Here is an 18,720-nt window from a genome sequence, read left to right as displayed (position 1 = left end):
ATGCTTTCTGAACTTTCGCGCGACGATGGTGTGAGGCGCGAGCCAAAAGGCGAAGAGCCAGCGCTGTTGGACATCGCGGGCGCTGCCCGCGCTGCCTGCAATCGAATAGCGCCGCTCTGGCCGCTGAAGCACTTCGTTGCCGTCAACCCATTCTTTGGCTTGGCCGATAAGAGCTTCACTGAGGCGAGCGTATGGTTGGAGCGGGTCGCGCGTACGGATATGTTGATGCCGCGCGCCTTCTATCTGCAGAAGATTGCGTCGGGCGCGATTATCGACGCGGACCTTTCAGCGGCGCTTGCCACGGGGCCCCGAGTTGCGGGTCTGTCGACGCTGGCCGATCTCAAATCGGCGCTCGCGCAGCCGCCCCGTAGCCATGACCGGCCCGTGGTTGCGACGGTCGCGGAGATTTTGGACTCGCTGGCCGACGGCGATCGCGAAGCCTCGCGCACCGCCTTCATGATCGAAGAGATTTCCAAATGGTGCGCAACCTATTTCGATGAAGGGCAGGCGGCGTGGCGGTCGCCTTGGCGCGCGCTTACTCCATACGCGGCGTGGCGCGCGGCCGTGCGACATGATCGCAACGCCGCGGCGATGGGGCTGAAGCGCTTTCAGGCGACGATCGCAGCGCTCCCCGATGATGCGCTGGATGCGATCGCCTACATCGTCGCCGAACTCGGCATCCCTGAGCGGGCGCATGAAGATTATCTCTTCCGCGCGCTTTTCGACATCGGCGGCTGGGCCGCCTACGCGCGTTACCGGGTCTGGGATTCTGGTCTTCAGGGCCGTGAGGACGACACCCTGCTTGAGCTCCTGGCGATCCGCTTGGCCTGGGGTTTTGCTCTTTTTGAAGAGCGGACCGACAGTGCTTTTCGCGGCGCGTGGCGCAACGCGATGATCGCCGCTGCTCTCCAGCCGACGGACACAAAGCTCACCGCCGGCGACGATCTGGCGCTCAGGGCGCTTTTGCAGGAAGCCTATGATCACGCGGCGCAGCGGGATCTTGTGGCCAAGCTCGGTGATGCGCCCACAACGACCGCCAGCGGTAAACGTCCAGCCATACAGGCTGCGTTCTGCATCGATGTGCGTTCGGAAGTCTTCCGCCGCGCCTTCGAAGCCCAATCGCCCGATGTCGAGACGATTGGCTTTGCGGGCTTTTTTGGTTTCCCGATCGAATATGTTCCGATCGGGCGCCTGCGGGGCGGGGCGCAATGCCCCGTCTTGCTCAAACCCAGCGTCATTGTATGCGAGGCGGTGGGCGGCGCGAGCGCCGAGGAAGAGGCTTCGATCCTCAGTGCGCGCCTGTTGCGGCGGCGCGCCGTCAAGGCCTGGAAAGCCTTCAAGCACGCGGCCGTCTCCTCTTTCGCCTATGTCGAGACCATCGGACTTTCCTTCGCGCTCCGCATTGTGGGTGACGCACTCGGGCTCACGCGGCCGGCGCCCGATCCCAATGTGGATGGAGTAGGCGCTGACGACGCAGCACGGCTTGGGCCGCGCATTGAACCGCGCGAGGTGGACGGGCGCGCCACCGGCTTTGCGCCCGATTTGCGCATCGCCATGGCGGAGGCCGTGCTGCGCGCCATGTCGATGACTGGGAATTTCGCGCGCCTTATTCTCTTGGCTGGGCACGGCTCAACCAGCGTCAACAACCCCCATGCGTCTGGTCTCGATTGCGGCGCCTGCGGGGGACACACAGGCGAGGCCAATGCCCGCGTCGCCGCTGCGATTTTGAACGACCCTCTCGTGCGCGAAGGTTTGAAGAGTCGCGGCATCGTCATTCCGCACGACACGCACTTTGTCGCCGCCTTGCACGACACCACCACCGACGAGATCAAATTGTTCGATCGCGAAGAGGCGCCAACCACGCATTGGCGCGAACTCGATCGTTTGACGACGCTGTTGACGAAGGCCGCGCGGCAGGCGCGCGGCGAGCGGGCGCGGCTTCTCGGGCTTGAGAAGGCGCCTGATATTGACGCCGCTATTGGCGCGCGGGCGCGCGACTGGTCGCAAGTGCGCCCGGAATGGGGGCTTGCTGGCAACAAGGCGTTCATAGCCGCGCCGCGGGCGCGCACCAAGCACCTTGCGCTCGATGGGCGCGCGTTCCTGCACAATTACGATTGGAAGGCGGACAAGGGTTTCGGCACGCTTGAACTCATCATGAGTGCGCCAATGGTGGTCGCGAGCTGGATCAATCTTCAATATTACGGCTCGACCGTGAACAATCGCGCGTTCGGCGCCGGCAACAAGACTTTGCACAATGTCGTTGGCGCGCTTGGTGTCCTCGAAGGCAATGGCGGCGACCTGCGCACTGGCTTGCCCTGGCAGTCTGTCCATGACGGCAAGCAACTCGTGCACGAGCCGCTGCGTCTGAGCGTCGTGATCGAAGCGCCGATCGACGCCATCAATGCCGTCATCGCCAAGCACGCGATCGTCCGCGATCTCGTCGACCACAAATGGCTCCACCTCTTCGCCATCGATCCCGATCACGGTCTGCAACTCTATTGGGGACAGGGGACCTGGTCCCAATCGCAATTGCCGATGCCGAAGGCCGCATGAGTCTTAGTGACCTGGCGGCGCTGAGCGTGCGGCGTGAGGGAGTAAGGCGCGTGCGCTCAATTGCGAGATCACGGAACTTCTACCGAGCGGGTGAGCAGCCTGAAGAGCGCGGCCTCAAAAGCGCTCGGGGCCAATGCTTGGATATGGGGTTTCGCCAGAAAGCATGGGGCAAACCATGCTTGGTCCCTTGGCGGTCACCATGGGAAGCGGCCCTGACCGCTGGCCCAATCGTGCAGAGTGAGACTTCGGCGCGCATCGCTTGAAGCTCATCCGGTGGATGGGGGAATTCCCCTAGTGGTCAGTCTGTCCCAGCTGCGGTCAGATGGCTTCATGCAAGGGGACACGCACAATGTAGGCGCCGGACGCGCTTTGGGCGCATTGGCGATTGGCGTCGCGGCGATGTCGGCGTCGACGCAATATTTGGCGCATGTGTTTGCCTACCAGGACGCGCTGGGCGCCAATGCGTGGGGTCTTTATCCGCCTTGGCGTGGTTTGGCGTGGTCGTTGCGTTGGGGCGATCTCTATCCCTGGCCGTTCTTCGTCGCCCAAATCATGCTCATCTGCGGCCTGATCGCAGCTTTGGCGCTGGTGTTTGGGCTGAAGCCCAGCGCCAAACCCTTCGGTCTCCGCGCATGGGCCGATTTCGCCGATGTCGAAGCCGCTGGGCTCTTTGCAAAGCGCGGGATCGTGCTTGGGCGCTTTCAGGGTGAGCTCCTCTGTTACGATGGCCCTGAACATCATTTGCTCATTGGCGCTTCACGCTCGGGCAAGGGGCGGGGCCACATCGTGCCGACTTTGCTGGCCTGGCCCCATTCAGCCATGGTGCTCGATGTGAAAAGCGAACTCGCGTTTGGCGACGGTCGCCACGGCTTTCCCGGAACCGCCGGATTTCGCGCCACGCTAGGCGAGGTTTTGGTGTTTGCGCCAACGCGCGTCGATTCGAGCGCTTTCAATCCGCTCTTTGAAGTGCGGCGCGGCGTCAACGAAGTGCGCGACGTACAAAATCTGATTGAGATCATCGTCGATCCAGCCGGCGACAGCCGATATCAGGATTTCTGGGACCGGTCCGCCAAGCAAGTCTTGGTCGGCGTCGTGCTTCACGTGCTCTATACAGAGCCGCTTGAACGCAAGACCTTGGCGGTGGTGCGCGAGCGCTTGAGCGATTTGGACCAAACCGCGGAGACCATGCGCGCGACGCTGCACCGGCTTTGCCCAGAGACCGGAAAACCTGAAACGCACCCAGAGATCTTGCATGCTGCGCTCTCCTATCTCTCAGGCGAGGAGCGCCTCCGCTCGGGCGTCAAAGCCACGGCGGAATCGTTTTTTGGCGTCCTCGCTGATCCGATCGTCGCGGCCAATACGGCGCGCTCTGATTTTCGGCTGGGCGATCTGGTTTGCGGTGCGCGGCCTTTGACGCTTTATCTTCAGCCACCGCCCTCGGATGCGGCGCGTCTTATGCCGCTCATGCGCTTGGTGCTCAATCAAGCGGCGCGCGCGTTGACCGAAGATCAGGCCATGGACGCACAAGGGCGCGCCAAACAACATCCGCTATTGCTGCTGCTCGATGAATTTCCCCAACTCGGCCGCATGCCTTTCTTCGAGACCGCGATGGGGGCGATGGCGGGCTATGGCGTGAAAGTCTATCTGGTCTGCCAAAGTCTCAACCACATTCAGCGCGCTTATGGCCGCGAGAATGTGATCTTGGACAATTGTCACATCGTGACGGCCTTCGCCGCCGCCGACATGGAAACGGCCAAGCGTATCGCCGACATGGCCGGCGATCTCTGGGAGATGCGCCCCCAATTGAGCGAGCAGCGTCCGCGCGCGCTGCTGGGGCCGCGAAAGGGCAGTGTCACGTATCGTGAAGAGCGGCGCCCGCTGCTTTCGCCCGGCGATGTGCGCGCCTTGCCGCGTGACCAACAATTGGTGTTCGTCGCCGGGGCAAAGCCAATGCGGGCTGAAAAGCTGCGCTTCGATGCAGAGCCCATTTTTGTGAAACGCCTGCGTCCTCTTCCAAAAGCCGCGCCGGCCCCCGCCGAGATTGCACACGATTGGATCGGCGTTGCCGCACTTGGCGTACGTGACATCGAGCCGCTGCGTAAGAAACCCCAACCCGCGCTGTCGCGCGGCGTTGAGCGCATGCCAGGCGTTGAATGGCCCCATCAGGGCCCGCCGCGATCGAGGGGGATCTAAGCTTATGGCCAAGAATGGGATTACGGTTTATTTGCCGAAAGACCTCGAAGGCAAGGTGACGCGCCTGGCCTTCCTTCAGCATAGATCGGCCTCGTCCATCATCGCCCAGGCGGTGCGCGCGCGCATTGGCGGCCAACACGATGATGGCAGCCTTGAAGGCTTGGTTGAGGCGTTTCGCGCGCGGATGGATGCGCGTCTCGACAAGGCCATTGGCGAGACCTTGATCCTCAAGGAGATCGCTTTGCTTTTTGTGCGGATTTGGCTCGAGCACAATCCCCCGATCGATGAGGAGCTTGAAGACGCCGCCGCCGCCAGCGCCGAGGCGCGTTATGAGCGCTTCGTGGCCCTCGTCGCGCACGCCGTGCACGGCGGGCGCACGGAGCTGGCTGCGGACCCCCAGAGCCCGCGCCTAGAGACGCGCCTGGACAGTACAACTTGAGTAACGATGGGCGCGCGATCAGCCGCGCGCGACGCCGTGACGTGCTTGCCCGCGCCTTGGGTGAAGACATCGCCCACGCCCTCGACGATCCAAGCGTGGTCGAGGTGCTCGTGAACGCCGACGGGCGGTTATGGGTCGAACGGGTTGGCGAAGGCATGAGGGCAGTGCAGCGGACGCTCTCCTCTGATGCGCGGGAAGCCATCATTCGCCTGCTCGCCCATGAAGCCAATGCGCTGGTGAGCGATCAAAGCCCCGCTCTGTCAACGAAACTGCCCTCAAGCGGCGCGCGCGTGCAGGCGCTGTTGCCCCCGCTTGTGGAAGCGCCCGTACTGGCCATTCGCAAGCGCCCCGACGCGATCTACCGGCTTACTGATTATCTGGCCCAAGGGATCGCTACCAGCGCGCAGGTCAAGACGCTGGCCGAGGCGGTGGCGCGGCGGCGCAATCTTGTGGTCGCCGGCGGCACGGGCTCTGGCAAGACCACCTTGCTCAACGCCTTGCTCGCCGAGCCTGCGTTCGCGCAAGCGCGCGTGATCCTTTTGGAGGATACAGCCGAGCTGCAATGCCAAAGTCCAAATCGCGTTCAATTGCTGACCAATCCGCCAAGCATCGACATGCGCGCCTTAGTGCAAATGACGATGCGGCTCCGACCCGATCGCATTGTCGTCGGCGAAGTGCGCGATGGGGCAGCGCTTGAAGTGCTGAAGGCGTGGAACACCGGCCATCCGGGCGGATTGTTGACCGTGCACGCCAATTCAGCCGCCGATGCGTTGGTGCGGCTGGAAGATTTGGCGGGCGAAGCCAGCGTCTCGTCAACGGCGCGTCTCGTCGCGCAAGCCATTGAGCTTGTGGTCTTCATGCAGCGCACCGCTTCTGGGCGTGCAATCGCTGAGATCATTGATCTGACGCGCTAAGCGCGCATGCGTTGGCGCGCGCATTGCCGCCGCGCTGTCGGACGCGTGCGCATATGCGCGCATAGGCACTGATCCGAGGTGTGAGGGGGTGTTTGCGCGTCGACGATGCGCGCGCCGCGCGTGAAGCGCGTCAGATGTGAATGCGATTAACGTCGCAGCTTATGCGTGAAACCTTATTCGCCATCGAAGCGGAGGGCTTCATGGCGCACAAAACCAAGCTTTCATCGGCGGCGCTCAGCTTGGCCATCATCATCATCGCAACGCCCGCTTATGCGGCAGGCTCCGGGATGCCGTGGGAAGGCCCGCTTGAGCAAGTGGTGGATTCCATAACCGGGCCCGTCGCGCGTGCGGCCGCGGTGATCGCGATCGTCATCGCAGGCGTCACCATCATCTTTTCCGAAGGCGGAGGCGGGGTGCGCAAGCTCGCCTTTGTCGGGCTGGGCATCGCCATCATGTTCGCGGCGGTCAGCTTCTTTCTGGACTTTTTCGGCTTCGCCGGCGGCGCGTTGATCTGAGTGGCGACGATGCAAGAGATCAGCACCGATGAGACCCTGCTCGAAGGTTTTCGCCTGCCGCTGCGCACAAGTCTGACGCGGCCCATTCTGCTTGGCGGCTCTCCGCGCGCGTTTGCGATCCTGAACGCCACCATGGGTGCGGCGATCGGCTTTGGCCTGCAACAACCCTTCATCGGCTTGCCGCTCTGGGCGGTCGTGCAGGCGTGCGGGGCCTGGGGTGCGGCGCGCGATCCCTGGTTCTTGGAAACCTGGCCCAGGCATTTGACCAAGCCCGGCTATTTCGCGGTCTAGGAGCGCTTCGATGTTTGAGCTTCGCCCGTTCCGCCAGAAGCGTTCGCCATTGAGCGCCTATCTGCCATGGGCGGCGCTGATCGCGCCGGGCGTCGTGCTCAACAAGGATGGCGCGTTTCAACGGACGCTGCGCTTTCGCGGCCCGGATTTGGATTCCGCCACGCCCGCGGAATTGCTGGGCGTCAGCATGCGGCTCAACAATGCGCTGCGTCGTCTGGGCTCGGGCTGGTGTCTGCACATCGAAGCGCAGCGGCGACCGGCGCCGCATTATCCTGATGCGGCTTGGCCTTGTGCGCTCTCCTGGCTCATCGACGAGGAGCGGCGCGCCATGTTTGCGGCGGCAGGCGCGCGCTTTGAAAGTCATTATTTCCTGACCTTGACCTGGCTCTGCCCCGAAGAGCGTCACGGACGTCTGGAATCGCTCCTCTTCGAGGGCGGGGCGAGCGCTGGTGAGGTGGATTACGAGGCGCATCTGCGCGCGTTTTTAGAAGAGAGCGAGGCTTTTCTTGCGCTTTTGCAGACGCTGATGCCGGAAGCGTGCTGGCTCGACGATGAGGAGACGCTCACCTATCTGCATGGGACCATCTCTGCGCGCCCGCATCGGGTCAGCGCGCCACAGACGCCCTTCTTCCTCGATCATTTGCTTGTGGACACCCCGCTCATCGGCGGTCTGTCGCCCCAGCTGGGAGCCAAGCATCTGCGCGTCATCTCCGTGCGTGCGTTCGTCAGCGAGACAGAGCCGGGCTTGCTTGATGCGCTCAACCGATTGGCCGTTTCCTATCGCTGGGTCAGCCGCTACTTGCCGTTGGACCGTGAGCAGGCGCGGCGCGAGATCGAGAAGATTCGCAAACGCTGGTTCTCCAAACGCAAGGGGCTGCTCACTTTGCTGCGCGAGGCGCTCTTCCGAGAAGAAGCGCAATTGTTGGACAATGACGCCAGCAATCAAACGCTCGATGCCGATCTGGCGCTGCAAGATTTGGGCGCGGATGCGCTCTGCGCAGGGTATGCGACGCTCACGATCACAATCTGCGAACCCAGCGCCAGTCGCGCCGATGAAGTGGTGCGCGACATCCAGCAGGTGACGGATGGGTTGGGGTTCGTCACCCAGGTCGAAAGCGTGAATGCGGTGGAAGCTTGGCTCGGATCGCTGCCAGGCCAAGCCTATGCGGATGTGCGCCGGCCGCTCATCATGTCGGCCAATCTGGCGCATCTCTTGCCTGCAAGCGCGGTGTGGGCGGGGCCCGAGCGCAATGCCCACCTCGACGCCGCCCCGCTCATGTTGACCGCGACCGATGGGGCCACACCCTTTCGGCTCGATCTTCACGCTGGCGATGTGGGCCATACAATGGTCATTGGACCCACCGGCGCGGGCAAATCGGTTTTGCTTGCAACACTCGCGGTGCAATGGCGCCGCTACGCCGACGCGCAAATCTATCTGTTCGATAAAGGCCGCTCCGCGCGCGCCACAATTCTGGGTCTGGGCGGCGATTTTCTCGACCTGGGCGATGATGATGCTTTTGCGCTTCAGCCTTTGGAGCGGATTGATGATGAAGCCGAGCGCGCCTGGGCGCTTGAATGGCTCATCGGTTTGGCGCGCGGGGCAGGGGTGCAAGTTGCATCCGCCCAGCGCGCCGAGCTCTGGCGCGTGCTGGAATTGCTGGCGGGGCGCACGATCCGCGAACGCACGATGAGTCTATGCGTGGGCCTCATTCAAGATGACGACCTGCGCGCGGCCTTGGAGCATTTCACCCATGCGGGCCCTTATGGGGCTCTGTTGGACGCCGATCAGGCAAGTTTGGGTTATAGCGCGGTGCAGGCCTTTGAGATGGACGCGCTCATGCGCCGGGGCGATGCGGCCAAAGGGGTGTTGGGCGTGCTCTTTCATGTGCTGGAACGCCGCTTCGACGGGCGTCCAACCTTGCTGGTGCTGGACGAAGCATGGCTGCTTTTGAAGGATGTTTATTTTGTCGCCCAGATTCAGGATTGGTTGAAGACGCTGCGCAAGCGCAATGTCGCGGTGGTCTTTGCGAGCCAAGAGCTCGCCGATATTGAGGCCAGTCCCATCGCCTCCACCATCATTGAGGCTTGTCCAACCCGGATCTTTCTGCCCAATGATCGCGCGCGCGAGCCGCGCAGCGGCGCCTTCTATCGCGCGCTCGGCCTCAACGACCGCCAAATCGCCATCATCGCAGGCGCGCGCCCCAAACGCGACTATTATCTGACCACACGTGCGGGCGCGCGCCTCTTCGATCTGGATTTGGGGCCGGCGGCGCTGGCCTTTGTGGGCGCGTCCAAGCCGGAAGATCACGCAGCGCTCGATGCGCTCTTGGACGCGCATGGCGCTGACGGGTTCGCCGCGCGCTGGCTTGTCAAAAGCGGGCTGCCCGAGGCCGCGGCCGCGCTCGAACGCTTTGCAGGCGCGAACAATCTTTCTGTGCGTGCACAAGCACAAGAGACGGAGGAGACGGCGTGATGGCGTATTGGCGTAGTGTCATGATGGCGATCGTTTTGGCGTCAGCGGGCGTGGCGCAATCCGCGCGCGCCCAAGAAATCGTCCACGATCCGAGTAATCTCGCGCAGAATGTGCTGCAAGCGGCGCGCGCGCTCGAACAGATCCGCAATCAGGTCCGTCAGATCGACCAAGGCGCCGCCATGCTGCGGCAAAATCCGCTGCAGCTCGCGCCCGAATTCGCAACGCAATTGGAGCAAGCGCGCGCGCTGTTTGCGGCAAGCCAAGGGCTTGCCTTTGAAATGGAACGCCTCGGCGACGATATCGAGGCGCTCTATCCGGAGACCTGGGAGGCCTACGATCTGGCCCAGGTGCTGGCGCAATCGCGCGCCTGGCAAGGCGAGTCGCGCCAAAGTTTGGAGCGGGCCATGCGCGCTCAGGTGCAATCGGCGCACGCGATCGCTGCAGCGCAGACCCAGATTGATCGCGCGCTTGCCGCTTCGCGCGCCGCCGAAGGACAAACCAGCGCGATGCAGGCTGGCAATCAATTGCTTGGCGTCACCGCCGCGCAAATCACGCAAATCCATGCTTTGCTGACCGCCCAAGGGCGCGCCTTGGAGACCGAGCGGCTTGAGCGGAGCGCGCGCGAGGCGCGTAGCCGCGAGATCAGCCGCCGCGCCTTTCCCACCGAGGCCCCTGTCGCACGCGCGCCGGCGCGTTCAGCGTTCTGAGGGCGGCTCGTGGACCCCTCCGCCTTCAACGCCTTTCTCGATCAGTTTCTGGCGCTCGCAGACGCTGGCTTTGGCCTTATCCGCGGCGATGTCGGTTACGTGCTGAACGCGCTCATTGCGATCTCCATTGTGCTTGCGGGCGTGCAATGGGTGCTCGCGGGCGAAGCCCCGCTTGCGCCCTTTATCCGCAAGCTGCTCTTCATCGGGCTCTTCGCTTTTCTGATCGGCAATTGGGAGAGCTTGGCCGGCGCGATCGCGCAATCTGGCGCCATGCTGGGCCTCAAGGCCGGCGGCGACTTCATGTCGATGGAGGAGCTGCATGATCCCGGGCGGGTCGCGGCCGTTGGGGTTGAGCTTTTCGGGCGAACAGCAGCGCTGCAAGAGGGCATGAACGTCCTCAGCGACGGCTTTGCGATGGCGACGATTTGGCTGGCGGCCGTGTGCGTCATGCTGGGTTTTTTCTACCTGGCGCTGCAATTGTTCGTCTCGCTGATCGCGTTCAAGCTGGGCGCCTTGACCGCCTTCATTGCGCTGCCTTGGGGCGTCTTCAATGGCACCGCTTGGGTGGCGGAGCGGCCGATCGGGTGGGTTGCAGGCTACGCCGCGCGGCTTTTTGTTCTGGCCTTCATCGCATCCGGCGCCATCGGCTTTGTGCAGACCTTGCCCGCGAGCTTCACGCTTGATGCCGGCGGCGTCCTGGTCGTGCTTCTGTTTGGATTGACCATCCTCTTGCTTGCCTGGTTCGCGCCGGCCCTCGCTGGCGAAGTGGTGCAAGGCCAGCCGCAATTGTCCGCCGCCGACGTCGCGGGCGCAGCGCAGGGCGCGGCCTTCAACGCGGCAGGCATGGGTTACGCGGCCGCGGGCGGTTATCGGCTTGTCACCAACACCATGGTGCAGGCGGCCCACTTTGCCGGGCGCGCGGGGCGCGTGGCGGGCCGTATCGTCACCGGCGGCGGCGCAAGCGGCGGCAAGGGCGGCGGCGGCGCGGGCTCCGCCAAGAGCGGGGCGGCCAGACAAGCTGTCAATTACGCGGCGATGAAGCCGCCGAAACCCAAAGGAGGCGGCAAATGAACTTTCCCTTCCATGCGCCCGTTCGCGCTTACACCGCAGAGACGCCCGAAACGCCTTATCAGCGCGCGCGCCAGGAATGGGATTCGCGTATGGGATCGGCGGTGTTGTCGGCGCGGGCTTGGCGTGTGACCGCGCTCTGTGCGCTTGGGCTTTTAGCGGCAAGCAGTCTGGGTCTTGTGGTGGTCGCGCTCCAGCAACGCAATTTTGTGCATGTGGTCGAAGTCGATCCCCAAGGCCAGGTATTGAATGTGCGCGCCGCTGATGCGCGCTGGACGCCGAATGAGGCGCAGATCGCTTTTCATCTGGGTCGGTTTGTACGCCTGGTGCGTTCGCTTCCCACCGATGGGGTGGTGTTGCGCGAGAATTGGCTTGAGGCGTATCGGTTCTTGACGCCGCAGGCGGCCGCGCAATTGAGCGAGATCGCGCGCCAAGACGATCCTTTTCTGTCCTTGGGGCGTGTGGGGCGCACCGTTCATGTGCGCTCGATCATCGCGCGTTCGAACAGGTCTTGGGAAGTGAGCTGGATCGAACGCGCGACCAATGCAAGCGGCGTCGCCGATCCTGAAGCCTATATCGGGGTTTTCACCGTGACCACGCGCCGGCCGCGCAATAGCGACGACGTCGCCAACAACCCCTTGGGTCTCATCATTGAAGATTTTTCTTGGAGCCGTGAGCGATGAGCATGCGGATATTTCATCTCGCGCTGATCTTTGCGTTGGCGGCGTCCTTCCCAACCTTTGCCCAAGCACAGCGGGCTGAGCCTGGCGCCAATTTGTTGAGCGAGGCCAACCGCGCCGCGCGGCAGGGGCCGTCAACCAACACATTCGATCGCGCCCGTCAGATCCATGCCTATGCGCCGGGCGCGATCTACGAGATCTATACAAACCCATCCTTCGTCTCGGCCATTTTGCTGGAGCCGGGCGAAGAGCTGGCCGAAGCGGCCGCGGGCGATACGGCGCGCTGGTTGGTGAGCCAGGCTGTGAGCCGCGCCCAAGGCGCGTTGCGCACGATTGTCTTGGTCAAACCTAACGCGGCGGGGCTTCGCACCAATATTGTGCTCATCACCGATCGACGCGTCTATTTGATCGAGGCCGTGTCGCAGAGCGGACGCACCTATTCAGCCGAGCTTGCCTGGACCTATCCCGCCGACGAGACCCTTGCGCCCCATGTCGCGGATGCGCATCTCAATTCCAATTATCGTATCCGAACCCGCGCCGGTCGCCGTCCGGTCTGGCTGCCCGCGCGGGTTTATGACGATGGGCGGCGCACCTGGATCGAATTTCCGGCGGCGGCGCGGTCAAGTGAGCTGCCGCCGCTCTTCTTGGTCGGAGCGAACGGTCCGGAATTGATCAATTATCGCACCCAAGATGGCGATGGCGCGCTTCGCTACGTGGTTGATCGTGTGTTTGACGCCGCCGAATTGCGCCTTGGCGCACGCCATCCCGTCGTGGTGCGCATCGAGCGCGGTCCAAGGCCTGCGCGGGCGCGGCGGAGCCAGCCATGAGCGCGCACGTAGGCGCTGAGGCGCCAGACATCGCCATTCGCGAACGCCCGCCCAGACCCAAACGCTTGTCGCGGAAAATGTTGCTCGCAGGCGTGCTCGCCGCTGGCGGGATCATGGCCTTTGCCCTTTGGGTTGGCCTTTCGGAACGGACGTCGCCGGTCATGGCCGCGGAAAGTCGCGCGGGCGCGGCGCGGGCGCCGCAAACCATTGAAGACGCTGCAGCCCAATATGGCGCCGATGAACTCGCGCCGCCGGAAATGTTCACCGATGCCGCAAGCAACGACGCTGGCGCTCTCACATTGGGTGAGGAGGCAACGTCCTTCGCACCAGCTCAGCCGCCCATCGCCGACGAGGCCGCGCCGGCCGCGCCCATCCTTTTTGCCCCGCCGGCGCGCCCTCCATCCCCTGGCGCGCACACCGCGCGCCTCTCTCCGCCAGCTTCGCGCTATGAGATCAAGGCCGGCGACACGATCAGCGCGGCCCTGGTCACGGCGTTGAATTCCGATGCGGAGGGCAGGGTCGTGGCCCAAGTGACCGCCCCCGTCTATGACAGCTTAAGCGGCGATCATCTGCTTATTCCCCAGGGCGCGCGGCTCTTGGGCGCCTATTCCAGCGCTGTGCGCTATGGCGACGAGCGAATCGTTGTTGTGTGGGATCGCCTTATTCTGCCCAACGGGTGGAGCATTGAATTGGGCGCCATGCAGGCGACCGATGCGCAAGGCGCCGCCGGAATCAGCGACACTGTCGACCACCATCTCGATCGCCTAGGGATCGCGGTGGTTTTGTCTTCCTTGATGTCTGTTATGGCCAACGAGACCGAAGACGAGAGCAACGACGTGGGTTTACGCGCAAGCGTCGCCGACGCCGCAGCCCAACAAGCGGCGCAAACCGGCGCGCGTATTGTTGAGCGCGATCTTGCGGTGCGGCCCACCTTGCGCGTGCGTGCAGGCGCGAGCGTCCGCGTGCTGGTCACGCGCGATCTGGTGCTTGCGCCCTATGCGCCGTCGCGATGAAGAGCGTGGAGGGATGGCGCGTGAGAGACTTTTGGGCGTCAAAGCGGTGATCGATGCACTTGGCGTGAGCCGCACCACCTTTTGGCGTGCGCGCGCGAGCGGCATCGAAGGGCTTCCCGCACCGATCTTGATTGGCGGCCGGCTCCATTGGAAGGCAAGTGATCTGGAGCAGCTCGGCGACGCCATGCTGCAATATCAGGGACGTTGCGTTTTCGAGCAGAGACCCAAGCCTGCCCTTGACCCGGTTTTACATCCGCTCAAGCGCAGGCGTCGCCACCAGCGCGAGCGCTAGGACCGACAATCATGATCTCGCCGCTATTGGCGAGATGACGCGCCCGCGCCCGTTTCCCGCGTCCAATTGGAAAAGCGCACGGATCGCCCTGACAATGGCGAGCCGCGCATCGTTGATCTCCAAGCCAAGCCGGCGGCCAACAGCGATTGTTGTTTCCCAAATCGCCAGCGGCGATGTGAGGCGCGCGTTGGAGTTCTGCATGCGCGCCAGCAATTCGCGTGCGTCTTGCTCGCTGGTGAGGATGGCGGTGAGCGCCGACGCGTCGATGAACATTAGGGCTCGCCATAAAGGCCGTCGACAAAATCTCTGTCGACAGGCTGTCCAGCGTCAGGCTTCGCGCGCGCATTCAACGCCCGCACGAACGCAACGCCCCGTTCGATCAGGCCGGGGGCCTGTTCTTGGCGCTCCAATTCATGTCGAAGCGCATCACAGACAAGTTCGGTCGCACCGGCCTTCGTAGCGTCGCGAGGCGCACGGCGAGGCGCACGGGCACGGCTAGATAAAGTGCGCCGCGCCCGGCGCCGAACCCCGCTGCAAGCGCTCGGATAATTGCAGGGTGTGAGCTTTGCCCGCACCTCGTGCGCTAGGTGCGCACAATGGATCGGTTCAGGTCGCGCGAGGCGCGAACGGCGGCTATCGCTCCTGGGCGTGCCAGCGCCAGGCGGAGGCAATGATGTTCTTGATGTCGGAATGCTGCGGCTTCCAGCCGAGAATGCGTTCGGCCTTTTCGGCGCTGGCGACGAGCGCGGGCGGATCGCCAGCGCGTCGCGGGCCGATCTTGCGCGGCAAGGGCTTGCCGGAGACGTATTCAACGGCGGCGGCGATCTCTTCCACAGTGGTGCCGTTGCCGGTGCCGAGATTGAAAACGTCGCTGGCGCCGCCGTTCAGGAGATATTCAAGTGCGCGGCAGTGCGCGTCGGCGAGATCGGCGACATGAATGTAGTCGCGCAGACCGGTGCCGTCGCGCGTATCGAAATCGTTGCCGAAAATCGTGAAAATGTAATCGTTCTTGAGCGCTCCGCGGATGGCGAGCGGGATGACGTGTGTCTCCGGCTCGTGGCGCTCGCCGATCGTGCCGTCGGGATCGGCGCCAGCGGCGTTGAAATAGCGCAGCGCCGCGTAGCGCAGGCCGTACGCGACCGAATAATCCGCCAGCATCTTTTCGACGATAAACTTCGACCAGCCATACGGATTGATCGGCGATTGCGGGTGCTGCTCATCAATCGGCGTCCGCACTGGTACGCCATAGGTGGCGCACGTGCTGGAGAAGACGATGTTTTGCACATTGTTGGCGCGCATCGCGTCGAGGATGTTCAGCGTGCCGACTGAATTGTTGCGATAATAGATGGCTGGATCATCGACGGATTCGCCGACATAGGCGAAAGCCGCGAAGTGAGCGACGGCGTCTGGCTTGACCCGCGCCATGGCCGCCTTGAGCGCGCCGAGGTCGAGAATGTCGCCCTCGATTAGATCGCCCCAGCGCACCATGTCGCGCCAGCCGCGCGACAGATTGTCAAAAACGACGACTTTCCAGCCGGCTTCAGCGAACGCCTTACAGCAATGGCTGCCGACATAGCCGGCGCCGCCGGTGACGAAAACTGTCTTGCTCATAGGCTTCCTTTAGGCGGTGGCGCGGACCCGGGCAATCAGCGGACGCCGTCCCCCCTCATTAGTGACCCTCAAAAGCGCAGAGCGCTTCAACCTTAAGCCCCAGCGCGCGTAATTTGTCCGCGCCGCCGAGGTCGGGCAGGTCGATGACGAAGCTTGCGCCGATCGGCTTTGCGCCCAGGCGCTCGATCAGCTTGACTGCCGCTGTGGCGGTGCCGCCGGTGGCGATCAGATCGTCCACGATCAACACTTGTTCGCTTGCGGCCAACGCGTCCGCGTGCATCTCCATGATATCGACGCCATATTCGAGCTCGTACTCTTGGCTCATTGTTTGCCACGGCAGCTTGCCCTTCTTGCGTACGGGCGCGAAGCCGCAGGAGAGCTGATGCGCCACCGCGCCGCCGAGGATAAAGCCGCGCGCTTCAATGGCGACGACTTTATCGATGCGGATGCCGGCATAAGGCTGCACCAATTGATCAACGACCGTGCGGAAGGCGCGCGCGTTGCCCAGGAGCGTGGTGATGTCGCGGAACATGATCCCAGGCTTGGGATAGTCCGGAATGGTGCGGATGGCGGTTTTGATATCCATCCGCGAACGCTAGCGCCTCAGCCGCCCGCCGTCACGAACTCGCGAATGGCGTTCGCGATTTTGGTTTGCGTTTGCCCGTCGAGATACGGGTGCATCGGCAGCGCCAGCACGCGGTGGGCGATATCTTCGCTCACCTTCAAGCCGCCGGCGCCGACAGGAAAGCTCTCATAGGCCGTCTGCTTGTGCAGTGGTTTGGGATAATATTGCGCTGTCGGAACGCCGGCTTCGCGCAGGTGCGCGGCCAGTTTATCGCGCGCTTCGTGCTCGACAACGTATTGGGCCCAGGTCGAGACGCCGCCTTCGATCACTTTCGGTGTCTTCACCAAGCCTTCGAGCATTTGCGCGTAGCGGTTTGCGACCTCGTTCCGCGCGCGAATTTCGTCGGCGAAGATGGCGAGCTTTTCGATCAGGATCGCGGCTTGGATCGTATCGAGCCGCGAATTCATGCCGATGCGGGCGCAATTGTATTTGTCGTCGCCGCTCGCGCCATGGAACGCGATCGACCGCATCAGCAAGGTTTCCGCATCGTCGTTCGAGAGCGTCGCGCCGCCGTCGCCGTAGCAGCCGAGCGGCTTGGCCGGGAAGAACGAGGTGGTGGCCGCATCGGCCCAATGCATGGGATGTTTGCCGCCCAGCGTGCAGCCATAGCCTTGGGCGCTGTCGGCGATCAATTTCAGACCCTCGCGCTTACAGATCGCGCTGATCGCCGGGTAGTCCGCCGGCTGGCCGAAAAGATCGACCGCGATCACGACTTTCGGCGTCAGCTTGCCGGCCTTCTTCACGCCAGCGATCGCGGCTTCGAGCGAGGCCGGGTCCATGTTGTAGGTGTCGGGCAGCACATCGACGAAGACCGGCGTCGCTTGCACCCATGGCGCGATCTCCGCCGTCGCGGCGAAGGTAAAGGACGGGCAGAACACCGCGTCACCTTCGCCCACGCCCCAGGCCCAAAGCGGCAATACCAACGCATCAGTGCCGTTGGCGTTGGCGATGCAATGCTTGGCGCCGCCGAACGCCGCGAGCTGACCTTCCAGCGTCTTCACTTCGGGGCCAAAGATGAATTGGCCGTGCGCCAGCACGCGCGCGATCGCTGAATCGATCTTGTCGGCAATGCGCGCGCGTTGCGCTTGCAGGTCGATGAAGGGGATCATGACTATTCCTCGAATTACGAATGGGACGGCAGGCCGGACGCGCGATCGACGTCCAGCGCCAATTTCAAAACCGCGAGCGCTTCCTCGCCATTGACGACGGGACGTGGCGCAACACCCAACACGGCATCGATGAAGATCGAAACGTTGGCGCCGAGTGGATCGGCGCCGATGCGCGTTTCGGCGAAGGCGGCGTTGAGCGGGAAGTTCGTCGTGTTCTCAAACGTGCGCGCCAGGAAGTCGATGCGGATTTCGCCGGAGGGATAAACCGCGCGCATGGTGCGCTTGCGATCGGTGGCGATGCGGCTGGAGGTGAACACTGCTTCCGCGTCGCCAAAGCCAAGAGTGGCGACGATCTGGTCCGCTGCTTTGCCGTGTTCTGCGCGCGCGGTGGCGGCGACGCGATCAGCGTTGCGGCCCATCAGCTTCAGCGCCAAGTCAAGATCATGCACCATAAGGTCCAGCGTGACGGAAACGTCGGCGCTGCGGCCGGTCCATGGGCCTTCGCGCACGCTTTCGATGCGCGTCGGGCGCTCGGGGGCGCTGAAAAGGCCCATCGCGTCGAACACCAGACGCTCTTGGTGGCCACAGGCGAGTACGCATTTGTTGGCGGCGGCGATGGCGACGAGTTCGGCGCCAAGTGCAGCATCGGTCGCCAGCGGCTTTTCCACCAACACATGCTTGCCAGCGAGCAACGCTGGACGCGCATTGGCGGCGTGGAACGAGGGCGGCGAAGCGATGGTGAGGACATCGATCTCCGCGAGCAGCGCATCGAGCGAGGCGAACGATTCCGCACCATGCGTATCCGCAAGCTGGCCCGCGCGCTCGTCGTCCGGATCGAATACGCCGACGAAATGTACGCGGGAATCTTCGGCATATTTGCGCGCGTGAATGCGCCCGAAGGCGCCCGCACCCAGAACACCTGCCCTGAGTCGAGTCATGGGCTTGCTCATTCCACCGTCACCGATTTCGCGAGATTGCGCGGCTGATCGACGTCGGTGCCTTTGTGCACGGCTGTGAAATAGGCCAGCAATTGGATAGGCACTGTATACACGAGCGGCGCAACGAAGCTATCGCAGGCTGGCGCAAGGATGATGTGCTTGGCGATGCCGCCAGAGGCCGCGGCGCCCGCTTCGTCGGTGATCAGAATGATCTTGCCGCCGCGTGCGGCGACTTCCTGCATGTTCGAGAGCGTCTTTTCGAACAGCGCGTCGTGCGGGGCGACGACGACGACCGGCGTTTCTTCGTCGATCAGCGCGATCGGCCCATGCTTCAGCTCGCCAGCCGCATAGCCTTCGGCGTGAATGTAGGAAATTTCTTTCAGCTTCAGCGCGCCTTCGAGCGCGACCGGATAGTGCACGCCGCGTCCGAGATAGAGCACGTCGCGCGCGTGGCTGAGCTCCAGTGCGATCT

19 protein-coding genes are annotated in these 18,720 nt (G+C 63.5%); 13 read left to right on the top strand and 6 right to left on the bottom strand.

Features of this window, described 5'->3' with window-relative positions; all coding sequences use genetic code 11:
- The 13 genes from VF769_RS17585 to VF769_RS17525 all read left to right on the top strand — a co-directional run bounded on the left by VF769_RS17585 (window position 1) and on the right by VF769_RS17525 (window position 13,965).
- Window positions 1-2,553 carry a DUF2309 domain-containing protein gene (locus VF769_RS17585; protein ID WP_331009735.1) on the top strand — a complete coding sequence of 851 codons (2,553 nt, stop codon included), beginning with the start codon at window positions 1-3 and terminating at the stop codon, window positions 2,551-2,553.
- A gap of 330 nt (window positions 2,554-2,883) precedes the next feature.
- Window positions 2,884-4,746 carry a type IV secretory system conjugative DNA transfer family protein gene (locus tag VF769_RS17580; protein WP_331009734.1) on the top strand — a complete coding sequence of 621 codons (1,863 nt, stop codon included), beginning with the start codon at window positions 2,884-2,886 and terminating at the stop codon, window positions 4,744-4,746.
- 4 nt (window positions 4,747-4,750) lie between these two features.
- Window positions 4,751-5,185: a hypothetical protein gene (locus VF769_RS17575; RefSeq protein ID WP_331009733.1), complete on the top strand. Its 435-nt coding sequence runs from the start codon at window positions 4,751-4,753 to the stop codon at window positions 5,183-5,185.
- Window positions 5,182-6,099 carry a P-type conjugative transfer ATPase TrbB gene (trbB, locus tag VF769_RS17570; RefSeq protein WP_331009732.1) on the top strand — a complete coding sequence of 306 codons (918 nt, stop codon included), beginning with the start codon at window positions 5,182-5,184 and terminating at the stop codon, window positions 6,097-6,099. The genes VF769_RS17575 and trbB overlap by 4 nt, the downstream gene beginning before the upstream one ends.
- Window positions 6,100-6,239: 140 nt before the next feature.
- A complete protein-coding gene (locus VF769_RS17565) occupies window positions 6,240-6,614 on the top strand; it encodes a TrbC/VirB2 family protein (protein ID WP_331009731.1) in 375 nt (124 codons plus the stop codon).
- 9 nt (window positions 6,615-6,623) lie between these two features.
- Window positions 6,624-6,905: a VirB3 family type IV secretion system protein gene (locus VF769_RS17560; RefSeq protein ID WP_331009730.1), complete on the top strand. Its 282-nt coding sequence runs from the start codon at window positions 6,624-6,626 to the stop codon at window positions 6,903-6,905.
- A gap of 10 nt (window positions 6,906-6,915) precedes the next feature.
- Window positions 6,916-9,378 carry a conjugal transfer protein TrbE gene (gene trbE, locus VF769_RS17555; RefSeq protein ID WP_331009729.1) on the top strand — a complete coding sequence of 821 codons (2,463 nt, stop codon included), beginning with the start codon at window positions 6,916-6,918 and terminating at the stop codon, window positions 9,376-9,378.
- Window positions 9,378-10,085 (top strand): hypothetical protein, encoded by a 708-nt coding sequence (locus VF769_RS17550; RefSeq protein WP_331009728.1) that lies wholly within the window; start codon window positions 9,378-9,380, stop codon window positions 10,083-10,085. The genes trbE and VF769_RS17550 overlap by 1 nt, the downstream gene beginning before the upstream one ends.
- Window positions 10,086-10,094: 9 nt before the next feature.
- A complete protein-coding gene (locus tag VF769_RS17545; RefSeq protein ID WP_331009727.1) occupies window positions 10,095-11,156 on the top strand; it encodes a type IV secretion system protein in 1,062 nt (353 codons plus the stop codon).
- Window positions 11,153-11,836, top strand: a complete 684-nt coding sequence (gene trbF / locus VF769_RS17540) for a conjugal transfer protein TrbF (RefSeq protein ID WP_331009726.1) — start codon at window positions 11,153-11,155, stop codon at window positions 11,834-11,836. Before VF769_RS17545 ends, trbF begins: the two co-directional genes overlap by 4 nt.
- A gap of 2 nt (window positions 11,837-11,838) precedes the next feature.
- Entirely contained in the window at window positions 11,839-12,660 is an 822-nt protein-coding gene (locus tag VF769_RS17535) for a TrbG/VirB9 family P-type conjugative transfer protein (RefSeq protein WP_331009725.1), read from the top strand.
- The gene (locus tag VF769_RS17530) at window positions 12,657-13,673 is read left to right on the top strand and encodes a TrbI/VirB10 family protein (RefSeq protein WP_331009724.1); all 1,017 of its coding nucleotides are present in this window, start codon (window positions 12,657-12,659) and stop codon (window positions 13,671-13,673) included. The genes VF769_RS17535 and VF769_RS17530 overlap by 4 nt, the downstream gene beginning before the upstream one ends.
- A 31-nt stretch (window positions 13,674-13,704) precedes the next feature.
- Window positions 13,705-13,965, top strand: coding sequence for a hypothetical protein (locus VF769_RS17525; RefSeq protein ID WP_331009723.1), 261 nt, complete (start codon window positions 13,705-13,707; stop codon window positions 13,963-13,965).
- A 9-nt stretch (window positions 13,966-13,974) separates the two neighbouring features.
- Here the strand turns inward: VF769_RS17525 and VF769_RS17520 are convergent, their stop codons facing one another.
- The 6 genes from VF769_RS17520 to VF769_RS17495 form a co-directional block, all read right to left on the bottom strand.
- The gene (locus VF769_RS17520; protein WP_331009722.1) at window positions 13,975-14,238 is read right to left on the bottom strand and encodes a type II toxin-antitoxin system VapC family toxin; all 264 of its coding nucleotides are present in this window, start codon (window positions 14,236-14,238) and stop codon (window positions 13,975-13,977) included.
- A gap of 360 nt (window positions 14,239-14,598) precedes the next feature.
- The gene (galE, locus tag VF769_RS17515; RefSeq protein WP_331009721.1) at window positions 14,599-15,576 is read right to left on the bottom strand and encodes a UDP-glucose 4-epimerase GalE; all 978 of its coding nucleotides are present in this window, start codon (window positions 15,574-15,576) and stop codon (window positions 14,599-14,601) included.
- 58 nt (window positions 15,577-15,634) lie between these two features.
- Complete coding sequence (locus VF769_RS17510; protein WP_331009720.1) at window positions 15,635-16,162, bottom strand: adenine phosphoribosyltransferase; 528 nt, start codon at window positions 16,160-16,162, stop codon at window positions 15,635-15,637.
- A gap of 17 nt (window positions 16,163-16,179) precedes the next feature.
- On the bottom strand, window positions 16,180-17,310 hold the full coding sequence (locus VF769_RS17505) for a DegT/DnrJ/EryC1/StrS aminotransferase family protein (protein ID WP_331009719.1): 1,131 nt from the start codon (window positions 17,308-17,310) through the stop codon (window positions 16,180-16,182).
- 14 nt (window positions 17,311-17,324) lie between these two features.
- Window positions 17,325-18,248, bottom strand: coding sequence for a Gfo/Idh/MocA family oxidoreductase (locus VF769_RS17500; RefSeq protein WP_331009718.1), 924 nt, complete (start codon window positions 18,246-18,248; stop codon window positions 17,325-17,327).
- An 8-nt stretch (window positions 18,249-18,256) separates the two neighbouring features.
- Window positions 18,257-18,720, bottom strand: a 464-nt coding sequence (locus VF769_RS17495) for an SIS domain-containing protein (RefSeq protein WP_331009717.1), incomplete at its 5' end; no start/stop codon positions are given.

This window comes from Vitreimonas sp. (assembly GCF_036392335.1).
Lineage (GTDB): Bacteria > Pseudomonadota > Alphaproteobacteria > Caulobacterales > Aquidulcibacteraceae > Vitreimonas.
The sequence above is the reverse complement of the archived record's forward strand: the minus strand, read 5'-3'. Positions and strand labels throughout refer to the sequence as shown.